The organism is Paenibacillus sp. CCS19 (genome assembly GCF_033239625.1).
Classification (GTDB): domain Bacteria; phylum Bacillota; class Bacilli; order Paenibacillales; family Paenibacillaceae; genus Paenibacillus_T.
Window position 1 is genome coordinate 1 of the sequence record NZ_BTCK01000030.1, and the last position, 24,602, is coordinate 24,602.

The 24,602-nt window shown below is 48.8% G+C and carries 24 protein-coding genes; 15 read left to right on the forward strand and 9 right to left on the reverse strand.

Translation table 11 applies throughout. The features are described 5' to 3' along the window. Window positions 1-420 precede the first annotated feature (420 nt). Window positions 421-1,338: a DMT family transporter gene (locus tag SBI19_RS19175; RefSeq protein WP_317971122.1), complete on the reverse strand. Its 918-nt coding sequence runs from the start codon at window positions 1,336-1,338 to the stop codon at window positions 421-423. Between the two features lie 179 nt (window positions 1,339-1,517). On the opposite strand from SBI19_RS19175, the gene SBI19_RS19180 reads away from it, so the two are divergent. From SBI19_RS19180 to SBI19_RS19220, 9 genes are all read left to right on the forward strand, one after another. Next, window positions 1,518-2,066 carry a sigma-70 family RNA polymerase sigma factor gene (locus SBI19_RS19180; RefSeq protein WP_317971124.1) on the forward strand — a complete coding sequence of 183 codons (549 nt, stop codon included), beginning with the start codon at window positions 1,518-1,520 and terminating at the stop codon, window positions 2,064-2,066. Continuing rightward, complete coding sequence (locus tag SBI19_RS19185; RefSeq protein WP_317971126.1) at window positions 2,035-2,394, forward strand: hypothetical protein; 360 nt, start codon at window positions 2,035-2,037, stop codon at window positions 2,392-2,394. The genes SBI19_RS19180 and SBI19_RS19185 overlap by 32 nt, the downstream gene beginning before the upstream one ends. Then, window positions 2,372-4,477, forward strand: coding sequence for a carboxypeptidase regulatory-like domain-containing protein (locus tag SBI19_RS19190; RefSeq protein ID WP_317971128.1), 2,106 nt, complete (start codon window positions 2,372-2,374; stop codon window positions 4,475-4,477). Before SBI19_RS19185 ends, SBI19_RS19190 begins: the two co-directional genes overlap by 23 nt. Window positions 4,478-4,586: 109 nt before the next feature. After that, a complete protein-coding gene (locus SBI19_RS19195) occupies window positions 4,587-5,792 on the forward strand; it encodes a hypothetical protein (protein ID WP_317971130.1) in 1,206 nt (401 codons plus the stop codon). A gap of 178 nt (window positions 5,793-5,970) precedes the next feature. Beyond that, complete coding sequence (locus SBI19_RS19200) at window positions 5,971-6,174, forward strand: helix-turn-helix transcriptional regulator (protein ID WP_317971132.1); 204 nt, start codon at window positions 5,971-5,973, stop codon at window positions 6,172-6,174. Between the two features lies 1 nt (window position 6,175). Further along, window positions 6,176-6,628: a hypothetical protein gene (locus SBI19_RS19205; protein ID WP_317971134.1), complete on the forward strand. Its 453-nt coding sequence runs from the start codon at window positions 6,176-6,178 to the stop codon at window positions 6,626-6,628. Between the two features lie 28 nt (window positions 6,629-6,656). After that, window positions 6,657-7,142 (forward strand): small multi-drug export protein, encoded by a 486-nt coding sequence (locus SBI19_RS19210; protein ID WP_317971136.1) that lies wholly within the window; start codon window positions 6,657-6,659, stop codon window positions 7,140-7,142. A gap of 66 nt (window positions 7,143-7,208) precedes the next feature. Next, complete coding sequence (locus SBI19_RS19215) at window positions 7,209-9,497, forward strand: preprotein translocase subunit SecA (protein ID WP_317971138.1); 2,289 nt, start codon at window positions 7,209-7,211, stop codon at window positions 9,495-9,497. A gap of 118 nt (window positions 9,498-9,615) precedes the next feature. Further along, complete coding sequence (locus SBI19_RS19220) at window positions 9,616-9,795, forward strand: hypothetical protein (protein WP_317971140.1); 180 nt, start codon at window positions 9,616-9,618, stop codon at window positions 9,793-9,795. A 134-nt stretch (window positions 9,796-9,929) separates the two neighbouring features. On the opposite strand, the gene SBI19_RS29590 is transcribed toward SBI19_RS19220, so the two are convergent. Together SBI19_RS29590 and SBI19_RS19225 are read right to left on the reverse strand one after the other, a co-directional pair. Beyond that, window positions 9,930-10,076, reverse strand: a complete 147-nt coding sequence (locus SBI19_RS29590; RefSeq protein ID WP_350340452.1) for an S-layer homology domain-containing protein — start codon at window positions 10,074-10,076, stop codon at window positions 9,930-9,932. 365 nt (window positions 10,077-10,441) lie between these two features. Continuing rightward, window positions 10,442-12,514, reverse strand: a complete 2,073-nt coding sequence (locus SBI19_RS19225) for an RCC1 domain-containing protein (protein ID WP_317971142.1) — start codon at window positions 12,512-12,514, stop codon at window positions 10,442-10,444. A gap of 270 nt (window positions 12,515-12,784) precedes the next feature. Here SBI19_RS19225 and SBI19_RS19230 point away from each other — a divergent pair, with 270 nt between their 5' ends. Then, window positions 12,785-13,843, forward strand: a complete 1,059-nt coding sequence (locus SBI19_RS19230; protein WP_317971144.1) for a copper amine oxidase N-terminal domain-containing protein — start codon at window positions 12,785-12,787, stop codon at window positions 13,841-13,843. Window positions 13,844-13,976: 133 nt separating this feature from the next. Here the strand turns inward: SBI19_RS19230 and SBI19_RS19235 are convergent, their stop codons facing one another. Continuing rightward, window positions 13,977-14,387, reverse strand: a complete 411-nt coding sequence (locus tag SBI19_RS19235) for a VOC family protein (protein ID WP_317971146.1) — start codon at window positions 14,385-14,387, stop codon at window positions 13,977-13,979. A 285-nt stretch (window positions 14,388-14,672) separates the two neighbouring features. Here SBI19_RS19235 and SBI19_RS19240 point away from each other — a divergent pair, with 285 nt between their 5' ends. After that, window positions 14,673-16,175: an S-layer homology domain-containing protein gene (locus SBI19_RS19240; protein WP_317971148.1), complete on the forward strand. Its 1,503-nt coding sequence runs from the start codon at window positions 14,673-14,675 to the stop codon at window positions 16,173-16,175. A 210-nt stretch (window positions 16,176-16,385) separates the two neighbouring features. Here SBI19_RS19240 and SBI19_RS19245 read toward each other — a convergent pair whose 3' ends face one another. Both SBI19_RS19245 and SBI19_RS19250 read right to left on the reverse strand, forming a co-directional pair. Then, complete coding sequence (locus SBI19_RS19245) at window positions 16,386-17,258, reverse strand: AraC family transcriptional regulator (protein WP_317971150.1); 873 nt, start codon at window positions 17,256-17,258, stop codon at window positions 16,386-16,388. A gap of 263 nt (window positions 17,259-17,521) precedes the next feature. Then, window positions 17,522-17,875 (reverse strand): winged helix-turn-helix transcriptional regulator, encoded by a 354-nt coding sequence (locus tag SBI19_RS19250; protein ID WP_317971152.1) that lies wholly within the window; start codon window positions 17,873-17,875, stop codon window positions 17,522-17,524. Between the two features lie 140 nt (window positions 17,876-18,015). On the opposite strand from SBI19_RS19250, the gene SBI19_RS19255 reads away from it, so the two are divergent. Continuing rightward, window positions 18,016-18,678: an NADPH-dependent F420 reductase gene (locus tag SBI19_RS19255; protein WP_317971154.1), complete on the forward strand. Its 663-nt coding sequence runs from the start codon at window positions 18,016-18,018 to the stop codon at window positions 18,676-18,678. 98 nt (window positions 18,679-18,776) lie between these two features. Here SBI19_RS19255 and SBI19_RS19260 read toward each other — a convergent pair whose 3' ends face one another. Beyond that, entirely contained in the window at window positions 18,777-19,157 is a 381-nt protein-coding gene (locus tag SBI19_RS19260) for a nuclear transport factor 2 family protein (RefSeq protein ID WP_317971155.1), read from the reverse strand. 63 nt (window positions 19,158-19,220) lie between these two features. Beyond that, window positions 19,221-19,721, reverse strand: a complete 501-nt coding sequence (locus SBI19_RS19265; protein WP_317971157.1) for a DUF6022 family protein — start codon at window positions 19,719-19,721, stop codon at window positions 19,221-19,223. Window positions 19,722-19,880: 159 nt separating this feature from the next. On the opposite strand from SBI19_RS19265, the gene SBI19_RS19270 reads away from it, so the two are divergent. Continuing rightward, a complete protein-coding gene (locus SBI19_RS19270; protein WP_317971159.1) occupies window positions 19,881-20,582 on the forward strand; it encodes a MerR family DNA-binding transcriptional regulator in 702 nt (233 codons plus the stop codon). A 123-nt stretch (window positions 20,583-20,705) separates the two neighbouring features. On the opposite strand, the gene SBI19_RS19275 is transcribed toward SBI19_RS19270, so the two are convergent. After that, entirely contained in the window at window positions 20,706-21,728 is a 1,023-nt protein-coding gene (locus SBI19_RS19275; protein WP_317971161.1) for a LacI family DNA-binding transcriptional regulator, read from the reverse strand. A gap of 262 nt (window positions 21,729-21,990) precedes the next feature. On the opposite strand from SBI19_RS19275, the gene cysD reads away from it, so the two are divergent. Next, entirely contained in the window at window positions 21,991-22,887 is an 897-nt protein-coding gene (gene cysD, locus SBI19_RS19280) for a sulfate adenylyltransferase subunit CysD (RefSeq protein ID WP_317971163.1), read from the forward strand. Next, window positions 22,887-24,491: a sulfate adenylyltransferase subunit 1 gene (locus tag SBI19_RS19285; protein ID WP_317971165.1), complete on the forward strand. Its 1,605-nt coding sequence runs from the start codon at window positions 22,887-22,889 to the stop codon at window positions 24,489-24,491. Before cysD ends, SBI19_RS19285 begins: the two co-directional genes overlap by 1 nt. Window positions 24,492-24,602: the final 111 nt, after the last annotated feature.

Consider the following 24,602-nt stretch of genomic DNA (forward strand, 5'->3'; position numbering starts at 1 on the left):
GAGCCAGGATCAAACTCTCCATAAAAGAAGTGCTTGTTTAGCTCATTAAAAGCTGACTTGCTTTAAAACATATCGCTCATTGTTCAGTTTTCAAGGAACAAGTTATTCGCTTCGTGTTTCTCGTTACCGGCGTGTTTCTCTCGGCCGGAATTAGAATATAACACGTTTTGATTTCGTTTGTCAAACACTTATTTTTAATTAAGTATTTAACTTTTCGTAATCGTTCGCCGTTTCAGCGGCGGAATTACATAATAGCATAGATCATTTTAGAAATGCAACAGTTAATTTCAATCTTTTTCACTTCAATATAGAATGGAGCTTCTTCCCCGCCCCGAAGGACTGATTACGCCCTTCAGTGTCCTACATTAAATCCACGCCTGTTTGCCGCGCCTATAATGAAAGAGCCACCCCAAAGGATGGCTACACTTCTACTTTTGCTTCTACTTGCGCATCTGCATTCGCTTGTACGCCGGCATTGCGGCGAGGCATCGGGAAGTTCAGCAGCAGGAAACCCGCTACGAAAATCAATGTTCCTCCAATAATGTAGATGGTGATCGGATCGCGGAAAAACAAATACGCCCACAACACCGCGAAGAAGACCATGCTGTTGCCAACGAGCGCAACAATCATGAACGGCACTTTCTTGATCGCCTCCGCGAACCAGAAGAAGCTGAGTCCCGTTATGACGCCAAGCAGGATTAACGATACCCACGCCCACACCGATACCGGTCCTGTAAACCCATGCGAGTAGACCGGGACCGGAGCCGCAACGATAATCGTGCTGACGAGAAAGACGGACAAGTTCATGTTTCCGTTATCCATCGTCTTAAGGAGCATGCGCTGGCTTAACACATGCACGGCGGCGCCGATTCCGGCGAACGTGAACAATAAGGTCGTCAGACCGCTACCTTCAGCCAGCTCGTCCCAAGGCGTACCATTCCAGCCGACAACGAGTACGCCGACCACGCATAGCGCAGCGGCCATCCAGCCTCGCGGAGCGATCCGTTCCTTGAATAGCCAACTGGCAGCAAGCAGCAATACGACAGTCTGAACAGGTTGCACAAGAATGTTACCATACGAGTATCCGATCTTGAGCGCGATGTTCTCGAATACATAATTGACTGCTTTGCCGATCGCGCCGATCCAAATCCATTTCATCCCTAACCGGATCTGTACTTTGCCATCTCGGATGAACAAATAGATAACTAGACAGATGACGCCAAAGAAAAAACGGGCAAAAGAAATAATGGCGCTGTCCACCATCGTCGACGCCGTCTTGACGAGCACGCCGACGAAGCTCCATGCCAACGTCGCCAGCAGGAGCAGCAAGTAACTCACAGAGGTACACCTTCTTTGATAGTCTCGTTAACGAACAGCAACTGTATCTAAGCTTACTCACTCCACTTCGTTTAATCAATAAACAAATCAAAGTATTTTTGTGGAAATATGCAACCAAAGCCACCCAAGAGGCATCTTACTTAGGGGGAGGAGGAAGCTTTCTGGATATCGTTCTGGGCTTGAGGAACAAAGATGAAGCCGCGCTTCGGGCATTAATGGAGTTGTACGGCAACAAATTGATGCGTACAGCCTACTTACTAGTCAAGGATAAGCAAGTCGCGGAAGAAGCCGTCATGGATACGTTCATACAGGCCTATCGCAAAATCGACCAGCTTCAAGATTCCGATCGGCTGGAAAGCTGGCTCCTGCGCATCACGGTGAACCGATGCCGAATGAAAATGCGCGCCTGGAGCTGGAGTCGGTTACTGCCCCTATCCAATGTGGAACAAATGATCACAGAAGAAGAAGCAGGACCGGAGAAGCTCCTGATCGAGGCTTGGCGCAATGAGAACTTGAGTGAAGCGCTGCTGAAGCTCGACTACAAATACCGCGAGGCTATCGTGTTATTTTATTACAACGGATTAAGCGTCGCCGAGATTGCAGAACAGACAAACAGCAACGAGAATACGGTAAAAGCTAGGCTTGCCAGGGGCAGGGCGAAACTAAAATCAATGCTGGAGAAACAGGAGGATGGCGATGAGACCAGAGCAGGAACAAGAGCTCATTAGAACAAAGCTGGAGGAAGAGCTTGGGGAGCTGCGTTTTCTAAGAAGCGCGGAGGTTGTGGCTCGCACCCATCCCCGTTCAATGTGGACCAGGTTGAGAGCTTTGTGGAATTACGAACTCGAACTGCCGCTAATTCCGATAGGAGCCAGCTTCGCCTTGCTGATAGCGATTGTATTCGTCGCACAGTTACAAGAGAAGGCAGAACATTCGGAGCCGACAAAGGATGTGCCACGCGCCGAGAGACAACTCGTGGAAGCTGGCGGCAACACCTACTGGAAGGATGATTACGAGAAAGCGGTGAACGACGTTGAAATTAAAAATCAAAGTTAAGCATCTCGCCGCGCTCGTCGCTGCCTTAGGCGCCTCGTTTATCCTTCTTCAGCTGATTGTAATGCCGAGGGTCGAAGTCACGGTCGCCAAAAAGCACTATGAGCAAGGAGCCGCCAACGGGAAAAACGAACTCCTTCAAGTCATCGATGCCTCATCAGGAGACGACAAATGGGAGCTTATCCGACAATACATGATCGAAAACGGTTCGGACCTAGGGACGACAAGCTTCAATGTCGTTATAGGAGTCGAAACCGTCTATACCAATCTGGTAACATCATACCCCGATCAGCCACGCTGGACGGGCGACGAGAAGGTCAAGTACTTGGAGGACTACCTAAGCGGAGCTCCCGCCGATGGCTACTTGGTTCGAGCGGCGAAACAGCTGGCCCTCGAGTATCTGACGCAAGGCCGGACCGATGATGCGCTGCGTGCGCTGGAGCAGACGGAGCAAAGGCTCCCGGGCAATTACAATAATCAAAGATACGAGCTTAGGCTCGCCCGTGCACAAATCTATGTGAATACGGAACAATCAGAGAATGCCGAACGTTTGTTGGACGATTTGAACGCAAAATCGTATCCGAAGGGCTCTTATCTTCACGACAATATCGTGAAGCTCACGTCCCAGATCGCGGCGCAGCATAATAATGCAGCCTCAAGCGTCTCCGGCACTATCAACAGAAGCGACGGCAAGCCGATGGCGGGTATCGGGGTGTTCTTGCGAGACAGCAAGGAAGTCTACCATAGCCTGATCGAAAGCGAACCCTACCAGACCATGACCGACTCGGAGGGTAACTTCACCTTCAAAGGCGTCGTCCCCGGCAGTTACGTCATCTACATCGGTCTAAGCTTCGAGCAAATCGACGGTTGGACACGACCGGCCAAACAAGATACCGAGTGGATCGACATTCGAGGAGGAGAACATCTGACTCGGAACATAACCTTGCAGCGATTGATCCAATTGCACGCCCCGGTAGACGAACAAGTCATCACCGGCAAGACGATCAAATTCGAATGGGAACCCGTTGAAGGGGCTGCATACTACACCTTGAATGGAACCTTGCCCGTCGAGAACGGCACTGTAGGAACCACAATCAAGGACCATATCGAGAGCCATGCCATCGAGCTGCCCCTCGATATGCTCTACAGCGTTCCAACCGGTATTTCGTATAAAAAATTAGGAGACAAATACATTCCAGATCCCTCTACGCTGCTTGGGTATGCCAACCCGTCCAGTCGGTTCTCCTGGAATATAGAAGCCTACGATGCCGATGGGAAACTGTTGACGCGGAGCAACGGTTATCGGTTGAACGAGCAGACGATGGGGCATCTTCCCTTCTTCTATCTGAAAGAGCGCTCGCTTACCGACGCCGACCGATTGCTGCTGGCTGACCGTCTGGATGAAGCCCTGCTCGCTTATAAGACGAACTACGAACGCGATGAACAAGATGAGCATAGTCTTCGGATGATTGTTAAGTTACTAGAGGCTAACGCCTCGGAAAATAATCAGCAGCTCGGCGTGACCGCAGTTCCTTATCTGGAGAAAATGGCAGCCGCCAATATCGATATCGGAAATACCTTGTCCTCCCTAATCGAATACTATGGAAGCATCGGGGATTGGTCCCAAGTCGACCGATATTACGGCATGCTCAATGAAGCCTTGCGAGGCAAGGTGCCAAGCTATACGCAGGCCCAATATGGCAGGCTGCTGCTGAAGCAAGGGAAAATCCAAGAGGGCGAGGAGCAGCTCCGGCAAGCGCAAGAGAACGATCCATCGAATCGATTTATCGGTGATTATATAGCGAGCGTCATCTATACGTCCGGCAACTTCGACACAGCCGCAGAGCTCGCCCGCTTGTATCCGGAACGGTCGTATTACGATAAGAGCAACCCCGATTGGAGCATGCTGGTTCACGGTTTATTGGAAGAAAGCCAAGGCCCGAACAAGGAAACCTACTTCACGAAGCTCCAAGAAGCGCTGCGGGCTTGCTTCAGCAGTGATCAAAGCCGCATCGACGACTGGATAGAAGAACCAGCCTATGCGGCAATGAAGGCATTCATTACGGCAGTATCAGAAGTGAATTAAGAAGTGGCTAATGATTCTATCGGATTGGAATTTTGTTTAACGAAATTGGATCAAATGGTATTATATACCTAACCAATCTTACAATCTACGATAGGGGAGAATTCCATATATGCATCCTCTGAAACGTTTTTTACTTTTTACGCTGATCATCTGCTCCTGTTTCTCTCTAGCGGCTAGTGTTCCAGGCAACTATCAGTTAACGAACACGTCGCAAGGATTTAAAATGAAAGTGAAAGACTTAGGGGTTAGCGTTCAAGGAACCTTTCTTCCCCCCGACAAAGGGAATTGGGTCGCTTTCTGGTTAGTAAACGATAGCTATGACGAGGATTTGTTGTTCGTTAATCCCCAGACTAAAGCGGTCAAAAGAATCGCAATCAGCAGAGGCTTTGACGGTGCAGACACCTTCAGCGCGGACTTTATTAGGCCGGTCGGATTTCTCACGGAGAATGACTTTATTTATACTTCAGCCAGAATCGTCGCACACAAACCCGTTTACAGCATCGCTAGCGTTAACATCTCCAGCGGAAAGGAAACGACGTTGTTCGATAATGTGCTTAAAAATATAGCTTTTTTCCGCGGTCCCATTTGGTTGAATAAAAGCAAAGACACCCTTATGGCAGCATCCGATACAGGCGAAATCGTTCATTATAATCTTAAGAAACGCACTTCGTTCGTGCTGAAAGAAAGATTCCCTGCCGAATGGCCTTCCGAGCCTATATCCGTATCCTCTACAGGGAACTACTTCGAAGCTTGGACCATCTTTGATTTAAACGGGAACGTTGTCAGTAAAATCGAAAATCCAAATCCGAATGTTAAAGAACCCGATGAAGTGGATAAGCAGCTGGAATTTGGTCCGGATGACAAATATGTTGCCCGATCTTATACATTCGACGGAAGCGAGGAGCATATCCTCAATCCTCACACCGCCTACGGGGATTATTCGATTGCACCGCAGGCGATTGATATCGAGAAAGTATCGGGGAAGCTTGTTCGCAGAATTCAAACCACGCCGAAATCGAATCAATACGTTGAAATCCATCACTGGCTTTCGCCCGATCATATCGTCCTGCACTATTATAAACTCAAACATTATGAGGACAGCGACCCGGATGTCATCGACTCTTACTATGTTAATTATGATATTGCGTCAGGCAAGTCTGTGAAGATCTCTCCGCCAGAAGAACCGGAATACGATAATGGCAAGACATTCACGCTGCGCAGCGGTTGGAAGATCGACGTAGAAGAAAATCTTTTTCAAGATAAGGACAATGCTGTTATTACTTTTACCAAACCAGACGCACCGCCAACGCCCTAAGGGCAATGGCGGTGTTTTCATTTTGCTCCGTCTACGCAACTAGCTTTGAGTTAGATTACCCGGTGCCTGTTCCGAAGCCTATTGACTATGATCGCTTACAAAATGCAATACATTGTTTACATTTTGGAATACATAGTATACAATCATTTCCAACCAACAACTGGAAAGGATCTCGCATATGCTTGTTAATAACGTTCGCGAACTAAGAGCACGCTTCAGATGGTCGCAGCAGGATCTGGCGGATGCCATCGAAGCTACTCGCCAGACGGTAGGGTTGATCGAGAAAGGAGATTACTCCCCTTCGATTACGCTCGCGCTCAAGATCGCTGCAGCCTTCAAGCTGCCGGTCGAGGAAGTATTTTATTTGAAGGAGGATGAATAAGATGTTGTCACGGATTATGCGTTCGCCGCTCATTTCGACCACACTGTTTCTCGCAACGCTAGGGGATGTCTATCTGCTTATGAAAGTAATTGATTCGGGCCAACCCTATCAATTGAGTACGGCAGGACAGATATATAACTACTGCTTGATCGCCCTTCTATGCCTGTGGGTGACGCTTGTCATTATTCATAATCGACGAAATCCGAAGGACCGCATTAATGTGTGGGGCGTGATCCCGTCTGAACTTCGGGAAGTGGATGAGGGCCAGCAATGGATCACGTTCAAAGCTTGCCGCAATGTCTATATCTATTACAGCTTCAGTCTGCCCCTTGCTGCAATCGCAGTCCTATTATTTACACCCAATCATGTCGGCACATTAATCACTTTCGGATTGTTGGGATTAGGTCAATATCTCGTCTATAGTCTGACCAATTGGAAGTACAGCCGCGTCTGATTCTATTAGAACGGGTAGGTGACGGTCCGTGTTGGAATGGGGAAGTCATATAGACGCCGCCGGGTGGCAGTATGTCGCACTGTTTGTTCTTGCTGCGCTCCCTTGGCTCGATGTATTTCTTGTCGTGCCTCTAGGCATTGCGTGGGGCTTATCCCCGATTACCGTAGGCATTATCGGATTCATCGGCAACCTGTTAACGGTTATCGCGTTATGTATCTTCTCTCGGCAGTTTGCAGCATGGCGGGAAAGACGCAGAGCAGCCAAGGGCAAAGAACGAGGTTCATTGTCCAAGAGAGAAGAACGGGCCAAGAAACTGTGGGAACGCTATGGACTCCCCGTGCTGGCACTTCTCGCCCCCGCCGCCGTGGGCACTGACATAGCTGCTGCCATAGCGCTTGTTCTCGGTTCTTCACCCAAACGCGTCTTCGGCTGGATGGCGGTCAGTCTTGCTTTGTGGAGTACGGTAATGGCGGTAGGTGCGGTGTATGGTTTCGGCTACATGAAGTGGATTTGATTCTGATTGTTGATGAATCAGCACCATTAGATTTAGAACCATCTACTAAGGGGTGAATGCGTTCCTATGAATCTAGCCGTCAAGTTGATGAACAAGTACAAAGACTACGAATCCCGAGATATGCAGCATCTGCTGCAAAGCTATCGGGACAAAGCGGAACTCATTCGAAGCCGGAACCTGGAAGCATGGGACGATCAACGGCTGCAGGCGGAATCCCATCGGCTGCGCAAGGAAGCGCAGTCGGGCACCTCATTGGATGACCTGCTTGTCGATGCTTATGCGCTAGTCTGCGAGGCTTCGAGAAGAACGCTCGGATTGCGGCCTTACGATGTCCAGGTCATGGCTGCCATCGCCCTGCACGAGAGGACGTTAATCGAACAGCATACCGGCGAAGGAAAAACGCTCTCTGCCGTCATGCCTGCTTATCTTAACGCGCTGACAGGCGAAGGGGTTCATGTGCTGACGTTTAACGATTATTTGGCCAATCGGGATGCGCAGTGGATGGGTCCGATCTATCGCCTCCTCGGGCTAACGGTCAACGCTGTTCAAGCGGGCATGAGCCTGTCTGATAAAAAGGAAGCCTACGCCGCAGATATCACCTATGTGACGGCCAAAGAGGCTGGATTCGATTATTTGCGCGACACGATTGCGCTTCGCGAAGCCGATACCGTTCATCGTCCCTTCCATTACGTCATTGTCGACGAAGCGGATTCCCTGCTTCTCGATGAAGCGAGGGTGCCGCTAGTCATCTCCAGCGAATCGGATGCCTCCAGCAGCGATGGCATTCCATTCGCGGAAGTGGTCCGCCAGCTCGAACCAGTCGAGCATTACGACTTCGACGATTCCCGGCGGAACGTGTATTTGAATGAAGCAGGCGCTGCCAAGGCGGAGGCGCTGCTAGGCTGCGGCAATTTGTACGATAGCGATAACGGTCATCTGCTGACCGTAATTAATTGCGCGCTGCATGTAGAAGCGTTATTGAGCAGAGACATCGATTACATCGTTCGCGACGGCAGAATCGAGCTGATCGAACAATACACGGGCCGCGTAGCAGAGAACAGGCACTTGCCGGACCGACTGCAGGCCGCGCTTGCGGCCAAAGAAGGGCTTCAGTCAACTGCCAACGGCAGAATTCTCGGAACGATCACCCTCCAACACTTTCTTAGCCTGTATCCGAAGATGTGCGGCATGACGGCTACCGCTCACGCTTCCGCAATGGAATTCGAACTTATATATAAACTGCCCGTCGTGCAAATTCCTCCGAATCGGACCAACATCCGAATCGACCATCCGTACCGGATTTATACCCATCAAGAAGCCAAGCTTAAAGCGCTTGTGCAAGAAATCTCTTCCGTTCATGCGACGGGACGTCCGATTCTCATTGGAACATCAAGCGTCGAGGAATCTGACAAGCTGGCCCATGCACTGGCGAATGCCGACGTACCTTGCCATGTGCTGAATGCGAAGAATGACGCAGAAGAAGCCGAGATCGTCGCCAAGGCAGGAGAAGTCGGCGCCGTGACGGTGTCTACGAATATGGCGGGACGAGGCGTCGATATTCGGCTTGGAGGCGGCAACCCTAAGCAAGCAGAGATTGTCGCCAAGCTGGGCGGGCTATACGTAATTGGAACGCAGGTGAACGAAAGCGTGCGAATCGACGACCAGCTGCGCGGCCGTTCTGGCCGCCAAGGCGACCCGGGAGCCTCCGTATTCTACATCAGCTTGGAGGACGAGCTGATCTTTCGATTCGGCATCGGCAAAGCCTTCCGCGCACCTAAGCAGGATGAGCCGCTCGAAAGACCCGGGCTCAACAGCAAAATCGCGCATATCCAGCGCGTTATGATGGGCCAGAACCACCATATCCGCCAGGAGCTGAATTACTACTCGGATATGATCGAGGATCAGAGACGCATTCTTTACAAGGAGCGGCTCGGCATTCTAACCGGCGAGACGCCGCTGAGCCCTTCGGAGCAGCGGGTACGGCTATATTTTATCGACGAGTTGTGGGCTGACCATCTGGCATACGCTTCATACATTCGCGAGGGCATTCACTTAGAGAGCCTTGCCAGCCGCAATCCGATCGAGGAATTTCATGCGCTGATCACCGAGGCATACGAGCAGCTTCCAGCGAAGATAGACAGCGAGTCGGCGAACATGCTCGCCAAGCTCGGTGGCTCGAATGACCCGGCGAAGTGGGAAGAGCTCGGGCTGAAGAGTCCAACCTCCACTCGGACTTATATCATCAACGATCAATACATCGAGAAAACGCGCACCTCGTGGACCCCAATGACGATAGCGGCTTATTATCTTCGCAAGCTATTGAAGCCGGTATTCAAGTGGTCGGAGTTTGAGTGAAAGCTTAATGTCCGCTCTTGAGGCTCTTGAAGACGTTGGCCCCGAGATTTCTGCATAAAATGCAAACCACGGACGAATAATCTCCTAGTAAGGAAATTCTTCCTGAAGGAGAATCGCGATGACCGATGACAAACGGTTTGATGAAGTGGAAGATCTCGTAAGCCTTGAAGCGCTAGCTGTAATGGATGCCGCCCTCTCGCCCGATGAGAATGCGCCCCCTGACGATATTGATCGGAAGTACGACAATCAGTTATTGGATACGCCGAAACATCCGCATTCCCGGGATGACTTAGCTTAGACGATATCAAGGTATGCTCAGCAGACGGCACGTCCAGCACGACTAGGTCTTACGCCAAAAAAAAGGGTGAAGAGAAAAGACCGAATCTACTGCCTGCTGGCATTCGATTCGGTCTTCTGCACTGCGTGTTCTGTTTATTTGTAAGCTAGTAAATAGAATAACACCGCTTCCGCTCGGGTCAGGAGACCATTAGGATCGAAGGTGTTAGCACCTTCGCCAGAGATGAGACCTAACTTCTTCACCTCAGCTACGGCGCCTCTAGCCCCTGTTATGCAGGAGATCGGCTATTCGTGTTGATGTCAAGCATCCGACCGGCATATCAAGCAACACAGGAGCTGATGGAGAGCAAGGTCTGGGAAGGGCTTCCCGCAGTGAAGAAATGGGAAGGTACATGTACTGGATGAGGCCATGTGGAACTTGATGGACGCTTGCACGAGAATGCAGCAAGTTCGCTTGCTGCCTGGGTTGTTGAATGATTGCTAACAAAAAATACATCGCCTTGACCATTCGGTCCACAAGGCGATGTATCCTGTTATAAGGTGTTTTCCCGGCCCTTGTTTGTCTTATACTATGGGATACTACTATACAAGATCCAATCACTCCAGCTATCGTTCATTTTCACTACGGGTTCCCCGTCTAGCATTACTCAAGGGAGTTTTACGATCTTGTCCTTGTAATACCACTTGCCTGCAGAATCAATATAGCCATTGTCTGTCGCCGTAACAACCCAGGCAAACTTGTTGTTGTAAGGTTGAACTTCAACAAATTCGAATGACGTCAACAGTTTGCCTTTATTATTCATTATCGCCCAAAGCCCGTTCTTCTTCACACCGGCTAAGCCCTCTTGGAAGGGAGCAGCATCTTCATATTGTGGGGATATTATCAACTTGCCCGCAAGGTTGATATAACCCCACTTTCCTTTAACTTTTACAGGAGCCAATAAAGCACTTGAGAATGCTTTTGCATCCTCATACTGAGGTTTTATCACCCAAGCCCCGGTTTTATTTATATAGCCCCACTTCCCGTTCTGATTAACGGCAATCACTTGTCCCGTAAAAGGCCCCACGGCTGTATATACCGATTTAATAACGACCTTTCCTGTCGTATCGATAAATCCCCATTTTCCATTCGTTTTTACAGCCGCCAGACCATTGGCAAATGACTGTGCCGATGCAAACTGAGGAACGATTACCATTTTTCCAGATAAGTTAATATAGCCCCACTTCTTATCGACTAACACTGGAGCAAGTCCGTTGGCGAAATTGTCCGCGTTTAGATAGCGGGCCGAACCAATAAACTCACCCTTTGTATTGATGAATTGCCAGCCATCCTTATCTTTAACCGCAGCCCTGCCTTGGTGAAAATCCTTGACGATCCTGTAATCGCCCGAAAATGCAGGGTCTCCATTAACAGTAATAAAAGACCATAAATCATTGGAAGCACGATGAACCGCTGCGAGCCCTTCCGAGAACGGCTTGACCCGATAATAAATTTGATTGTCTTTTACAACTGAACCCTTATCGTTCAAATAAGTCCATGCAAAAGTCCAATCATTGGGGTGCCAAGGAATTGGCAATGCGTAGGTTACAATCTGACGTGTCATAGGAACCGGAGTAGGCGCCATTATATTGGCAGATTCATTGGAAATCTGCCCGTTATCGTTATTTCCCCACTCATAAAGCTTTCCATCACGAGTCAGGGCAACTGTAACTTCTTCTCCGCTTGAAATCTCCACCACATTGTTTATCCTGCTTAGCTTAATGGGTTTGGGCCGTGGTTCTGTCGTTCCATCGCCTACTTGACCATATGTATTCGGACCCCAAGACCAGACCTGTCCATCTTCCGTAACTGCACGAGTTTTTGAAACCTGAACAATGTCTGTAAGAGAAGACAGTTGGACGGGGTCGGGAAAATAGCTATATTCGGTTGTTCCAATTCCGATACTTCCTTGATAATTAATGCCCCATTTTACAACAGTGCCGTCTTGCAGAAGCGCTATCTCATCGGATAAGGATTTTACATTGCTTAAGCCCTCAAACAATTCAGGTGAGCTTACGCTGCCTTTCTTGCATGTATTACCGCTGCATTTAACTACTCCACCCCATCTCCAAACGTTCCCATCCGAGGTGACAGCGAGACTCTCGTCGAAAGAAGCTGAGATTGCAGTGACATTGGAGAGTAGTTGAACTTGAACCGGCAATGTCTCATCGTCACCGTTCCGACCATTCCCAAGCTGACCGACATCGTTTCTACCCCAACCCCACACCGTACCATCCTTGCGAAGGGCCAACGTATAGTAGGCGCTATCTGCTATGTCGATTACATCTGTTATCCCTTTCACCTGTCTAGGCTGCGTATCTCCTTGGTTTGCGCTCCATACCCACACGGTTCCGTCTTGTTTGACAACTGTTGAATGATCATACCCTGCGCCAATGAGCTTTACATTCTCAAATCCTTTGATCCGTATCGGCACAGTATGATAGCTAATGGTGTCTTCACCTAGTTGACCTGCAATATTATTTCCCCAACCCCACACGTTTCCTTGACTGTCCAAAGCCAGAAAGTGATAATATTCCCCCGCAACATCAGTGAAAGTCACGTCCTTATTACCCGTAGTAGCCGCGGAAACACCCGACGCACCAGCATAAGACGTCATAAATAGCAGTAAGCCGCAAAGAACCAGTGTAGTAAATCTCAACTTGATATATACTGAACGCACTTTTGAAATCCCCTCATCTTATAGAAATGGTATTTAGATCAACTTCGATAGGATGGGTATTATTTCCTCTATTTGTATGCTGCGTTAACATCCCAGGTAATTCCTTTCGTCATCATTCAATTGAAGCAAAGCCATTTCAAGGATATAATTTCCTTTATTACAATATAAAGCAGAGGACAGGTGACAGAGGTGCAACGATCAAATCATATCGTTCGCGTTATTATTTTATTTGTCATAGCGATGCTTTTTCCTATAATGAGTACGAGCTACGTGACAGCGCAAGATCGTGAAATTAGTGTCACAATCGACGGAGAAGCGATTACTTTTGATGTCCCCCCTATGATGATCGATAACCACGCCTTTGTACCTTTTCGGGCAATATTCGAGGCTCATGGGGCAGTAGTCAGCTGGGATGAAGCACACAGATCGATTGAGGCAACTCGAGGCAATCATATGATTCAATATTCAATTGATGCGGCTCTTATGAATGTAGATGGAAAACCTATATTCTTGGAACGAACAGCTGTTACGGTCAACAACCGGACACTCGTACCCCTTCGTGCAATTAGTGAGGCCTTAGGTAGCGATGTAAAGTGGGATAGTGCTACTAAAGTCGTAACCATAACGACAACAGAACCTACTATTCTTAAGTCCGAGGAAAGCTCCCCTATCACTAAACCTAAATTATCTTTCAAAGTAACGTCGAAGACGGATATTAATCTTAAAATGACAACTGATGTGCGCTCGAAGGTTGCAGAGAATTCAAATCTCAGGTTCGAAGTCCATTATTATGGCGTAAAGGAAAATCGTTTTTATACGGCACTGTTCATTTCAAGTCACCAAGACAAGGACATGCGAGTCTCCTTCGCGCCAGGAGACAAGAAAATCATTGCAGAATTTAGCAAGTTAAGAGATCCCATGCCCAGTAATCAATACAATAGCTGCATGATCGTCAGCGATAATATTGTTTATGACGATTCCGAGTGTACAAGTAACAACGCAGCTGCAGCCCAAGCACAATTTGAGGAATGGCAAAAAAACAACTTTGGCATAAGTGAAGAAGGAAGTGATCAAGTCACTGTCCGTAGAGAAATTCAAGCTGCTGACGGCTCTCTTAAGGATTATATCGTACCTGCAAATGATACGATTATTTTAATCATAAACAGCCCGCTTTTGAACGACGACACTATGTTGACCCTGGACGGTAGTTATTACATAGACGGAAGCCCTGATAAGACTTTTCCGATTACCCTTGAATATGAAGTCGACAAAAATATGGGCCTTGGACTATATGACCTCTACCTCACAGGTTTATTGTTCAATTACTGAAATCCATACAAAAAGGTCGGAGCACACCGCTATGGTGCGCTAACCGACCCTAGTATGAACCACTCCCCGGAGTGGTTTCTTTTTTGATTCTTGTATCTCGCTCATCGATATGAACGATATGCGTTCGACTTGACTACTCGCTGAACTCTGGCGCTTTCTCATTAACAGGAATGACCTCGATAATATTAATCATATGCCCGTCGGGGTCGCACACGTCGAACATAATGTGGTGGTTCCAAGGGGAAGTCCACTCTTCAATTGGCTTTAACTTGTACCCGCTCAGCTCCAGATCCCGATACATATCCCTTACGTGAGTCGCGTTCAGGTTGTAGCTGGGGAAATCCAGTACTTGAACTTGGTCGGATTCTACCAAAGTCATGAGGGGAAATCCATCATGATCCGGAGCCAAGAAGAACGTTGCCCCGCGGCCCGGATTCCACTCCTCGATTCCTCGGAAACGCAAGCCGAGCGCAGAATAGAACGGAATCGAGTTTTCTAAATTCGTTACGCGAATGAATATTGCCCCTAACGATTGTGCTCCCATTTGGTGTTGCCTCCAATGTAATAGAATTTAGCTTCACTCAATAAACGACATATTGAATAGAATCCAAACACCTGCGAGAAAAAAATATCCTCGCCAAATTCCCATTTTCATTATCGAAAATCTCACTTGTTGATTCTGCGTTGCCCCAGCAAATCCTTCCAATTGTTAATGCTCATCTTCATCCAACAACCTAAAATTTCGGTATAAACTTATGAAAGAGAGTGACAGCAAGCCTGTCTCTCTGTATGATTATTTTGGAATATTATGGCGAGAATGGGTGTTGGAATGGTAAACAGATCTTGTTATTTGGCGCTTGCACTGCTGCTGGCTGTAACGATCCTTATCCCTTTTAATCATGCGTCGGCAGAAGAAGGACAACTGAAGTATGATTTCGATCGAATTGAGGTCGTGTATGCTGCGGAATTCACTGCGTATCCACAGACCGCTCTCTCCGATCATTGGTTAACCTCTCTAGCTGGTGGTTCGGACAAAACGGTTCAAATTCTATACGGCATTGTTCATTTGTACACGGGAGAGCAATATATCGAAGAGCAGTTCATCAGCATGACCGGAGAAGGCGGCTCAGAGCGCTTCCTAAGCAACTCGATGCGCAACGAATATTATGACGGATCCTATGCGATCAAACAGAAAGCGATTCAATTCTGGTCCGGTAAGAAGTTGGACGGCAATACGGTTGTGAAGGATTTTAATCAGACGATGAAGGAAGTCACCCTTGTCCAATCCTTCGATCCAAATGGAACATTGACGGGTTATCAGCTTCGCGATTCATTTGCATCGGACAATCTGTCACCACAGAACAACTACGGTTTGCTCTACACCTCTGATCCCGCTTCCCTCGTGCATACTGGAGAATTGAACGGCGTGGAGGTTGAACCTACGCCAGAGACGCCGACAGACGTGAAGCCGATCGCAGAAGAAACGAATCCAGATGAGAAGAATCCAGAATCGGTAAAGCCAGATGAGATGAGTCCCGAAACAGCAACGCAAGAAGGGACAAACAACGAGGCGACAACTCCGGAAGCAACGAATGACCAACCAAAGCAACCACTAGCCTATAAATCTGGAGGTCACGTGTCCATCCTGTCCGCCACACTATCGGCGATTGCCAGCAATACAATAAAGGCTGATGCGTTGAAGCAGCTCGGTCTATTCACAGGAACGAATAATGGCTATCAGCTTGAGAGTTCTTTCACTCGCGCGCAAGGCGTTGTGATGCTGCTTCGCCTCTCTGGTGAAGATGATGAAGCCGCTGCAGCACAATTGAAGCCTGCCTTCACCGATGTGAAGAGCACGAACTGGGCAGCGAACGCAATCGCTTACGCCGTCAGCAAGGGTTATGTCAAAGGCATCGGGAATGGTGCGTTCGCACCAGACCGAGTCATGTCGGGCAAAGAGTTTCTAACCCTAATCAATCGGCTGCTAGGTTACCCGGATGTTACACCTTCCAATGCTGAGGAGCTTTCGCGGAATAACGGACTCCTCACCGCAGATGCAGCGGCGCGGATTGCGAATGCGCAGCCTTTCCTACGCGGAGATATGGTCGAAGTCGTATATGCTGCATTGCAGACGAAACTTGCTGAAGGCTCCAAGACGCTGCTCCGTTCGCTCGTTGAAGACAAAGGAGCGATCAGCGCTGATACCGCCGTTGCAAGCGGACTTTATACAAAGCCTAAGTCGAGCGGGCCTCTCTACTACATTCCGAAACCGGGCAGCGATCCGATGGACTCGATCGAGCAGGCAATTCGGCAGAAGCTAAGACAGCGGTAGCTCTAATACTCATCTCCTGCTCCACCATAGGAAAGCGAAGAAGACCGAGAATGCCTCACCTTACTGGAGGTATCTCGGTCTAATTTGTTAACGTTATTTTGTAAAAACGTAATCAGCTTTAATTAATAATCATGACGGCATTTCCTTCAGAGTCAATGACGTGAAACCCCCAACAATCGGCACCGTACTGTGCGATTTCTTCGCCTTCTTTTACAACCCCTCTTGCTTATCTCCCTTTTTCACAACTGGCACCCACAGCTCATTGTTATTTTCCGCTGGAGGCAAATAACATTCAATCGCAGGCAGATAAGCAAGGTCATAACCAGAGGTTGGGAGCCATTCGGTATACAGTCGTTCCCATATCTCCCCGATTCCTTCCGGTCCTCCTTCCGCCTCGAACACAGCCCATGTTGCTCCTGGAAAGTCTCTTCTTATCATCTGTTCTGGCGGTGACTGTTGCGACACAATGGACATGATATAATGGAACTCTTCATTCTTGCCCCAATCACCATCCGCACATGCGCCAAGAATCCCCCTCATTGGATGATCGACCGCCCGTATTTCCCACAGCCTCTCGAAGAGCCCATCTTTCGCGGCATTCGCCCACAAATCAGGAATAATAGTGGAGACAATGTTTGTACTAACACGTTCTTGTAGTCCCACAATAGAAAATGCTTTCAGTTCTTCGATTCTGTAATTCAATTCCGCCGCCCCTTTAATAGAGATTTGGAAGGACATTCGTGGATAAGCTTTGAGCTTTATCCCTGTGCTGCGCGCAGCAGTTGGTGTAGTCCCATGCAGGTTCTGGAATGCTCGAGTGAATGCTTCCGGCGACTCATACCCATACTTGAGTGCAAGATCAATGACTTTAATAGGGCTGTTCTGCAGTTCAAATGCAGCCAACGTCAGCCGCCTGCGTCTCACATATTCCGATAAAGAAACATCCGCAATAAAGGAGAACATACGCTGAAAATGGTACACGGAGCAACAAGCGATTTTCGCAACCGCCTCGTAATCCATAGCATCTGTCATATGATCTTCGATATAGCCGATTGCCTTATTCATTCTTTCAACCCAATCCATCCACGATCATCCCCCGCACCGAATATATATCAACGAGAAACGCTTATCCGTGCATTCGGTGCACAGAAATGCAAGGCTCCTCTAGGCATTTATGTTTCACTTCTGAATGGCTGCAGAATGAATCTATTTCTTCATAGGTAACTTATACTCCTTGTCTACAAAATGTTGAATGAACATACCAAAAAGGGCCGCAACGGCCCGCCCCCCGGCAGCCGACGCGTCCTCTCGGTTCTTACTCCTTCCCAGTCGAGACCGGACCCCTCTCATACGCCATCTGTGAAGGAGTGCGAGTTATCAGAGACTCCCCACCTAACTCCCCAGTCACGCATCCTTACAAGTACCTCGTTATACGCCACTCCACTCTCTGTGAGTGCATATTCGACCGTTACCGGTACGGTCGGGAACACTTTGCGACTAACGATGCCGCGCTGCTCCAAATGCCGAAGCGTGTCCGTAAGCGACTTGATGCTAATGCCCGTTAGACTACGTTGTAGTTGATTGAAACGCTGCGCCCCTTGGCACAGCTGAGAGATCACAGCGTACGACCACTTACCGCTAATCACTTCGATTGCGGCTGTAATTGCTGGGTAGCAAGGTACCTCGTTAGGTTCACTCACGACAATGCCCTCCTTACAAAACGTTAGTTGGACTAGAAAAGTAGAGTATGATTAAATTTTTTGCGTTCTTTCGAGCGAACAGCATCTGATTTATGCTCTTATCAAGGTCCTGAACGACCCTAGAAGGAGGAGAATACCTAATGAATATAGGAATTATCGGAGCTGGTAACGCCGGCAGAACGTTAGGATCTGCACTGGCTAAGCAGGGTTATTCCGTCATGCTCGGATCACGACAACCAGAGAAACTTGCGGAATGGGTTCAAATAGAAAATGCGGACAATCCATCGATCTTCGTCGGTACGTTTAGTGAGGCAGCTGCTTTCGGCGAATTGCTTATTCACGCGATAACGGGTCGTAAGGCGATCGAGGCGCTCAATCTGGCTGGGGAAACAAATCTGGATGGTAAAGTTCTCTTGGACGTGTCACTGCCCATTGATTTTACAGAAGGTAGGATGACATTGTTTACGCAGACTGGCGAATCGCTGGGCGAACGAATTCAGTCCGCATTTCCTGGAGCTAAAGTGGTCAAAGTAATGAACCATATTGCTGCGGGAGTCATGGTGAATCCCAATAGGGTCGCTGACGGGGATCATGATCTGTTTATGTGCGGAAACGATGCCGCTGCCAAGCAAGCAGTCTCTACCCTGCTCACACAAGCGTTCGGATGGAAACGAATATACGATCTTGGCGATATATCGGCTGCGCAAGCAACAGAAGGGCTAGCCTTACTCGCTTCTCGCGTCGCTTCTGTCCTTGGACACGGAATGATGAACTTCAAGGTTTCGCAATCAACCTCTTCTTAACTATATGATAGCTGACCACGTTTTGAAAATACAGAGCAGCGGCGTACGTCCACGCCCTGCTCTGTATTTGCTTTGTACGCTTGAACATGAGAGATTACTTAACTATGATCTTCAATCACCAATATTTGGCCCGCTTGAATTTCAAATACTGACTTCCCTTTAAGCTGAATCTTGTCTCCTTGTTTCAATCCATTGGGCAAGTCTGTCGCCAAGATGGCTTCATAATCAATGTGGACCTCCGCTTTGTCGGCGACAGCGCTATAGTCCGTAATCGTTTGGCACCGACTAGTGAAGATCTGTGCAGACTTTTCTGCCAATTGTCCAAATTCCTGTATCCCTCTGGTCTCCGTGTCGATCACGCCATTCGAATAATTCCTGAATAGTACATGTTCATGCAAGAGGCTAAGCATTCCTTCAATATCAAATGAATTGTACGCCTCAATATAACGTTCAATGATTTCCCGGTTGTTCTCGCTCATTGTTCAGTCGCCTCCCACTACACAGGATATAGCCACTGCCATATATTCAATAAAATACCTTGTTTACCTTCCGCCCGATTCCTTGATTCGTCTGATTCCCTGCACGATCTGCCCCTTCAGACTTTCCCGCAGCGCGTAAATGACCGGTGCCGAAGGGATGTCAAATTTCAAATGGGAGTGGGGAATTTCCGTTAGTAGGGTGCCGATCGGATTGCCCTGCTTGTCATGGATTACGTTCCAGAATATTCTCGACCTGTTGTCTTCCGCACCCCACTTCTCTAGCGAGTTTCGGAAAATCAGGCGCTTGCCGATTACGAAATCATCCTCTGCAAGCTTCTCCATCATGCTGAAACCGGCATCCTCCAGTTGGTCGAATATCGGCGGCATAAGCTGATCCAAATAAAGTCCATAGGCCGCATCTTCGATCTCAGCAAATGCAGTCGTCAATTGATCATGCATGGACTCGTATATGGACCTCCACTCAGTCGCGATATAGCGGTTAGCCACCTCACTAATTTCATCAATCGCCATGTCATGCCGAAAAATCGGGAATCCTTTCTCCACAAGCAAACGCCTCCTTATCTTCATTTCAACTTCATTCTACAACCTATAAGCCAATTGTAAGGTTAGACAAATATGAAGCAGGGAAATCAACTATTATTCAAGAAAACCTTATAGCATAGTTTAACCCTGAGCTATTGCAAAGAGGAGAGAGATGACGAGTTGACGAGCCCCAAGAAAATGGCTGCGAAATTTAGGGTTAGCGCCAGTACGATAAGGAATTATGAAGCTAAAGGCCTTATCCCTCCCGCTGAACGATCATCGAATGGCTACCGTATTTATACGGAGCTGCACGCCGCTTATCTGTCATGTATTCAAGCCATGGCTCCGGCATTCGGAATGGAAGTGACTACCGAGGTGCTTTATTCTCTCCAACGAGACCAGCCGCAAGATGCCATGTGGATTACCAGGAAACAAGAAGTCACCTTGTACGAGGAAAAAGAGAAGTTAGAGCGGTTAATCGAGGATATTCGGATATACGCGAACGACAATAAATCTCCAGATGCCGAGGAGACATACAGCATCAACGAGGTTTCTACCCTGACGCAAGTTCCCAGATCAGCGATCCGGTATTGGGAGCAAGCAGGATATGTAACGGCAGATCGGGACCCTGACAACCATTATCGTCGATACAGCAGCTCTCATCTGCTAACGATCAGGTTGCTTCAAGTACTGCAAAGCGCCGTGTATTCAGAAGATACCGTAAATTTCAAGCAATCCATCGCCGCGTTAGAGCATACGGATCTGCAGGAGGTCATGCGTGTGGCGGAGGATGTCAGGACATATCTAGATAAAATCATCGAATCCCAAATGTGTGGGATATCCTATCTGCACCAGTTAATTCGGTTTATAAAAAACCAATAACGCAAAGAGGGCCGAACAGATCACTCACCAGCAACCTGCTACAGCCCTCAACCCGCGCCCGACGATGCCTTGTCCGTTTCTACTCTTCTCCCCGCCGTAATCGGGACCACTTTGAGTTCAAATTCACTTTATCTTCGCGACGCTTTCTCGAATAACCAGCTTGTTGGGCAGCAGCACTTTGGCCGGCAGATTGTGACGCTTGTTAAGACGATCGATTAAGAGCTGAACCGCCCAGTTTCCCATCTCGACAATCGGCATTCCCACCGTCGTCAGCATCGGAGATACATAACCGGACAACTCGATATTGTCCATGCTAATAATCGACAGCTGCTCAGGCACCTTGATCTTGGCCTCCGTGAATCGTCTAAGCGCGGCTATTGCGGCAATGTCGGTTGCGCAAAATACGGCCGTCGGCAGCGGCGACGCTTTCGCCAGAAGCTCCTCGGCTCCCTGATATCCGCCAGGACCGTTCTGCGGGCAGTTACTCACCCACTTGTCCGAGTATTCCAGTCCATATTTGCGAAGAATATCGCAGTAGGCTTCATATCTTACCTCGTTTAACGTCTCGCCAATATATCCGATCCGCTTGTGTCCATTGTTAATCAAGTGCAACATCGCAATTTGCGTAGCCTCATACCCGTCGCAAATGACCTGATCACAGCTGGCGGAAATTGAATTTCGCCCTACATAGACCAAGTTCTTGTAATGCTTCTCAAGAAAGCTCATGCTGTCGTTACTGAAGCGGCCCAATATAATGGCGCCGTCCGTATGCGATGATTCGATCTGATCCAGCAGTGAATCGGTCTCAATATCGAAGAGCGAATAAGAATGGCGAACGGCATAACCCAGTTCCAGCGCTTGCTGTTCGATGGCACGCGACACCTGCGCGAAGAACGGATCATCCTCCAATTGTCTGGTGCGCCCCAAGATGCACGAGATGGAAGGAGGGGCCGACTTGCGGGAAGTACGTTTGCCAAGCTTGAGTTCTCTGGCATTCTGATCCGGTACATAGCCGATTTCTCTCGCACACATCCACACCTTGTCGCGAACTTCTTTCGTGGCAAAGCTATTGTCAGGGGAATTCAGGATGCGCGATACCGTTGAGATGGATACACCCGCCATATTAGCGATCTGCTTTAAAGTCATCAGACATACCCCACGTTCATGGATGTTTATTGGGATATGATAGCTTGTTTTCGCGCAAAATAAAAGTAGATTTGCGCAAATCGAACGCAAATTTGCGCAAGAAATTCAAGTAAAACGTTTGCGTAATGAATGCTGGTCTTCCATATCGAAAAACCATATACTTAGATGAACATTATGCTGATTTTTCGGGTTGGGCATGTCGAATTAAGTCGATATATCGTGGTCAGCTGCGATTCAAATTGGCACTATAGGAGTGATACACTTGTCGCTGACACACTTAGATAAACTTGAGGCAGAGGCGATCCACATTTTCCGGGAGGTTGCCGCTGAATGTGAGCGCCCGGTAATGCTCTATTCGGTAGGTAAAGACTCTTCGGTGTTGCTGCATCTGGCATTGAAGGCCTTCTATCCAGAGAAGCTGCCATTCCCGCTGCTTCATGTCGATACGAGCTGGAAATTCCAAGAGATGATTCAGTTCCGTGACCGCAGAGCTCAGGAGCTCGGCGTTGACCTGATTGTTCATCGCAATGAAGCCGCTATTGCGGAGGGCATCAATCCGTTTGATCACGGATCGGCATATACGGATATTATGAAGACGCAGACGCTCAAAGAAGCGCTGACGAAATATCAGTTCACAGCCGCTTTCGGAGGCGCACGCCGTGACGAAGAGAAGTCGCGCGCGAAGGAACGCATCTTCTCGTTCCGCAACGAGAAGCATGCATGGGATCCTAAGAACCAACGTCCGGAGATGTGGAAGCTGTACAACACCCGCATCAATAAGGGTGAAAGCATGCGCGTATTCCCAATCTCCAACTGGACGGAGAAGGACATCTGGCAGTATATCCAACGCGAGAACATCGAGATCGTTCCGCTGTATTTTGCAGCAGAGCGTCCGGTTGTTGAGCGTGACGGCAACCTGATTATGGTGGACGATAGCCGCATGCGGCTGCTGCCGGGAGAAACGCCAGAGATGAAGAGCGTGCGTTTCCGTACATTAGGCTGCTACCCTCTTACAGGCGGGGTGGAGTCGGAGGCGGATACGCTGGAAGAGGTTATCGCAGAGACGCTGTCAGCAACGACTTCCGAACGAACAAGCCGCGTCATTGACAAGGAAGCTGCAGGCAGCATGGAGCGGCGCAAACGGGAGGGGTATTTCTAATGAGTCAGACAGCGAGCAGTCTTCTTAAATTTATTACTTGCGGCAGCGTGGACGACGGCAAGTCGACACTTATCGGTCATATTCTTTACGATTCCAAAATGCTCTATGCCGACCAAGAGCAAGCGCTTATGCTGGACAGTCAGGTTGGCAGCCGCAACGGCGCTATCGACTATTCCCTGCTGCTTGACGGCCTGATGGCCGAGCGCGAGCAAGGCATTACGATTGACGTTGCCTACCGCTACTTCAACACCGACCGTCGCAGCTTTATCGTTGCCGATACGCCGGGACATGAAGAATACACGCGCAATATGGCCGTAGGCGCAGCTTTCGCCGATCTGGCTATTATTTTGCTCGACGCCAAACAAGGCGTTCTGGTACAAACTCGCCGACACGCTCGCATTTGCGCGTTGATGGGGATTAAACATTTTATATTCGCAGTGAACAAAATCGACCTTGTCGGTTACGATAAACAACGTTTCCTGAGCATCTCTGAGGATATTCAGCAGCTCCGCAATGAGCTTCGTCTCGAGAATGCGATTATCATTCCTGTCTCGGCAACAGAAGGCGACAATGTGACGAAGCGTTCTCCCAACATGGAATGGTATGACGGCCCAGCATTGCTCGAGCATCTGGAAACGGTGGACATTTCGATGGATAACACCGAGAGCGGCTTCTACATGCCAGTTCAGCGCGTAAGCCGTCCGAACCACACCTTCCGCGGCTTCCAAGGACAGATTGAGGCAGGCATGGTTGAAGTCGGTGAAACGCTGACGATTCTGCCAAGCGGTGAAACGGCGATCGTTAAGACGATTCATGTCGGAGATAAGAACGCAGGCAGCGCTATCGCTGGTCAGCCTGTTACGATTCAGCTTGATCGCGAAGTCGACGTTTCGCGCGGCTGCGTGCTGACTAAGGATGCAGGTTTGAAAACGGCAACCACCATTACGACGACGCTCTTGTGGATGGATGAACAGCAGCTCGTTCCGAGCAAGGAATACTGGATCAAGCTGGGTACGAAGATGCTGCCGGCCGTGGTGACAGATATCCACCATAAGGTAGACGTCAATAACGGCAGCTTGCTTCCGACTGCTACCGCGGTCAAGAATGAGCTTGTAAGCGTCGATATCGTAGTCTCTGAACCGCTCGTTGTCGATGAGTTCCTGCTTCACAAAACGATGGGCGCACTGATTCTGATCGACCGTGTTACACATGCAACGGCAGCATGCGGTGTTGTTGTATCCGTGAGCAGCGAGAATCAGGATGGCGTGATCTTGCAGGACGGCGAGAACAAGCTGCAAGTCAATCTATTCGACAGCTTCTTCTATGAGCCTGAAGTGAACATGGTGCTGCGTCAGAAACATCCAGCTGTTACGTACAACAAGGGAGAAGCGCTGCCTCTGAACAGTGAGCAATGCGCGTACCCTGCCGATTTCGATCTGCATGCGGGTGTAAGCTTCGCTAATATCCGCGGCGGCGTGTTCGCAGGCTTCGGTCCTCGCAATACGGAATTGCCTTTGCTTGATCTGAACGGTCTGGAAGCAGGCAACGGCACAGCCGGAGCGTTCGGCAAATACCGTAATATTCTCGTACGCAATAAAGGATAAGACATAGAGACGGATACACCGGTCTATGAATGATTGCGTGGAGTGAGTGATAGTAAGATGCCTCCCTTGGATATACGCCTGCTTGAGCGGGTACATCTGAGGGAGGCATTT

Bases quoted from the DNA above. Each gene is read 5' to 3' on its own strand.
- SBI19_RS19255 (WP_317971154.1), top strand. From the start codon at position 18,016: ATGAATATAGGAATTATCGGAGCTGGTAACGCCGGCAGAACGTTAGGA.
- SBI19_RS19260 (WP_317971155.1), bottom strand. From the start codon at position 19,157: ATGAGCGAGAACAACCGGGAAATCATTGAACGTTATATTGAGGCGTAC.
- SBI19_RS19200 (WP_317971132.1), top strand. From the start codon at position 5,971: ATGCTTGTTAATAACGTTCGCGAACTAAGAGCACGCTTCAGATGGTCG.
- SBI19_RS19205 (WP_317971134.1), top strand. From the start codon at position 6,176: ATGTTGTCACGGATTATGCGTTCGCCGCTCATTTCGACCACACTGTTT.
- SBI19_RS19285 (WP_317971165.1), top strand. From the start codon at position 22,887: ATGAGTCAGACAGCGAGCAGTCTTCTTAAATTTATTACTTGCGGCAGC.
- SBI19_RS19195 (WP_317971130.1), top strand. From the start codon at position 4,587: ATGCATCCTCTGAAACGTTTTTTACTTTTTACGCTGATCATCTGCTCC.
- SBI19_RS19235 (WP_317971146.1), bottom strand. From the start codon at position 14,387: ATGGGAGCACAATCGTTAGGGGCAATATTCATTCGCGTAACGAATTTA.
- SBI19_RS19185 (WP_317971126.1), top strand. From the start codon at position 2,035: ATGAGACCAGAGCAGGAACAAGAGCTCATTAGAACAAAGCTGGAGGAA.
- SBI19_RS19240 (WP_317971148.1), top strand. From the start codon at position 14,673: ATGGTAAACAGATCTTGTTATTTGGCGCTTGCACTGCTGCTGGCTGTA.
- SBI19_RS19215 (WP_317971138.1), top strand. From the start codon at position 7,209: ATGAATCTAGCCGTCAAGTTGATGAACAAGTACAAAGACTACGAATCC.
- SBI19_RS19275 (WP_317971161.1), bottom strand. From the start codon at position 21,728: ATGACTTTAAAGCAGATCGCTAATATGGCGGGTGTATCCATCTCAACG.
- SBI19_RS19220 (WP_317971140.1), top strand. From the start codon at position 9,616: ATGACCGATGACAAACGGTTTGATGAAGTGGAAGATCTCGTAAGCCTT.
- SBI19_RS19245 (WP_317971150.1), bottom strand. From the start codon at position 17,258: ATGGATTGGGTTGAAAGAATGAATAAGGCAATCGGCTATATCGAAGAT.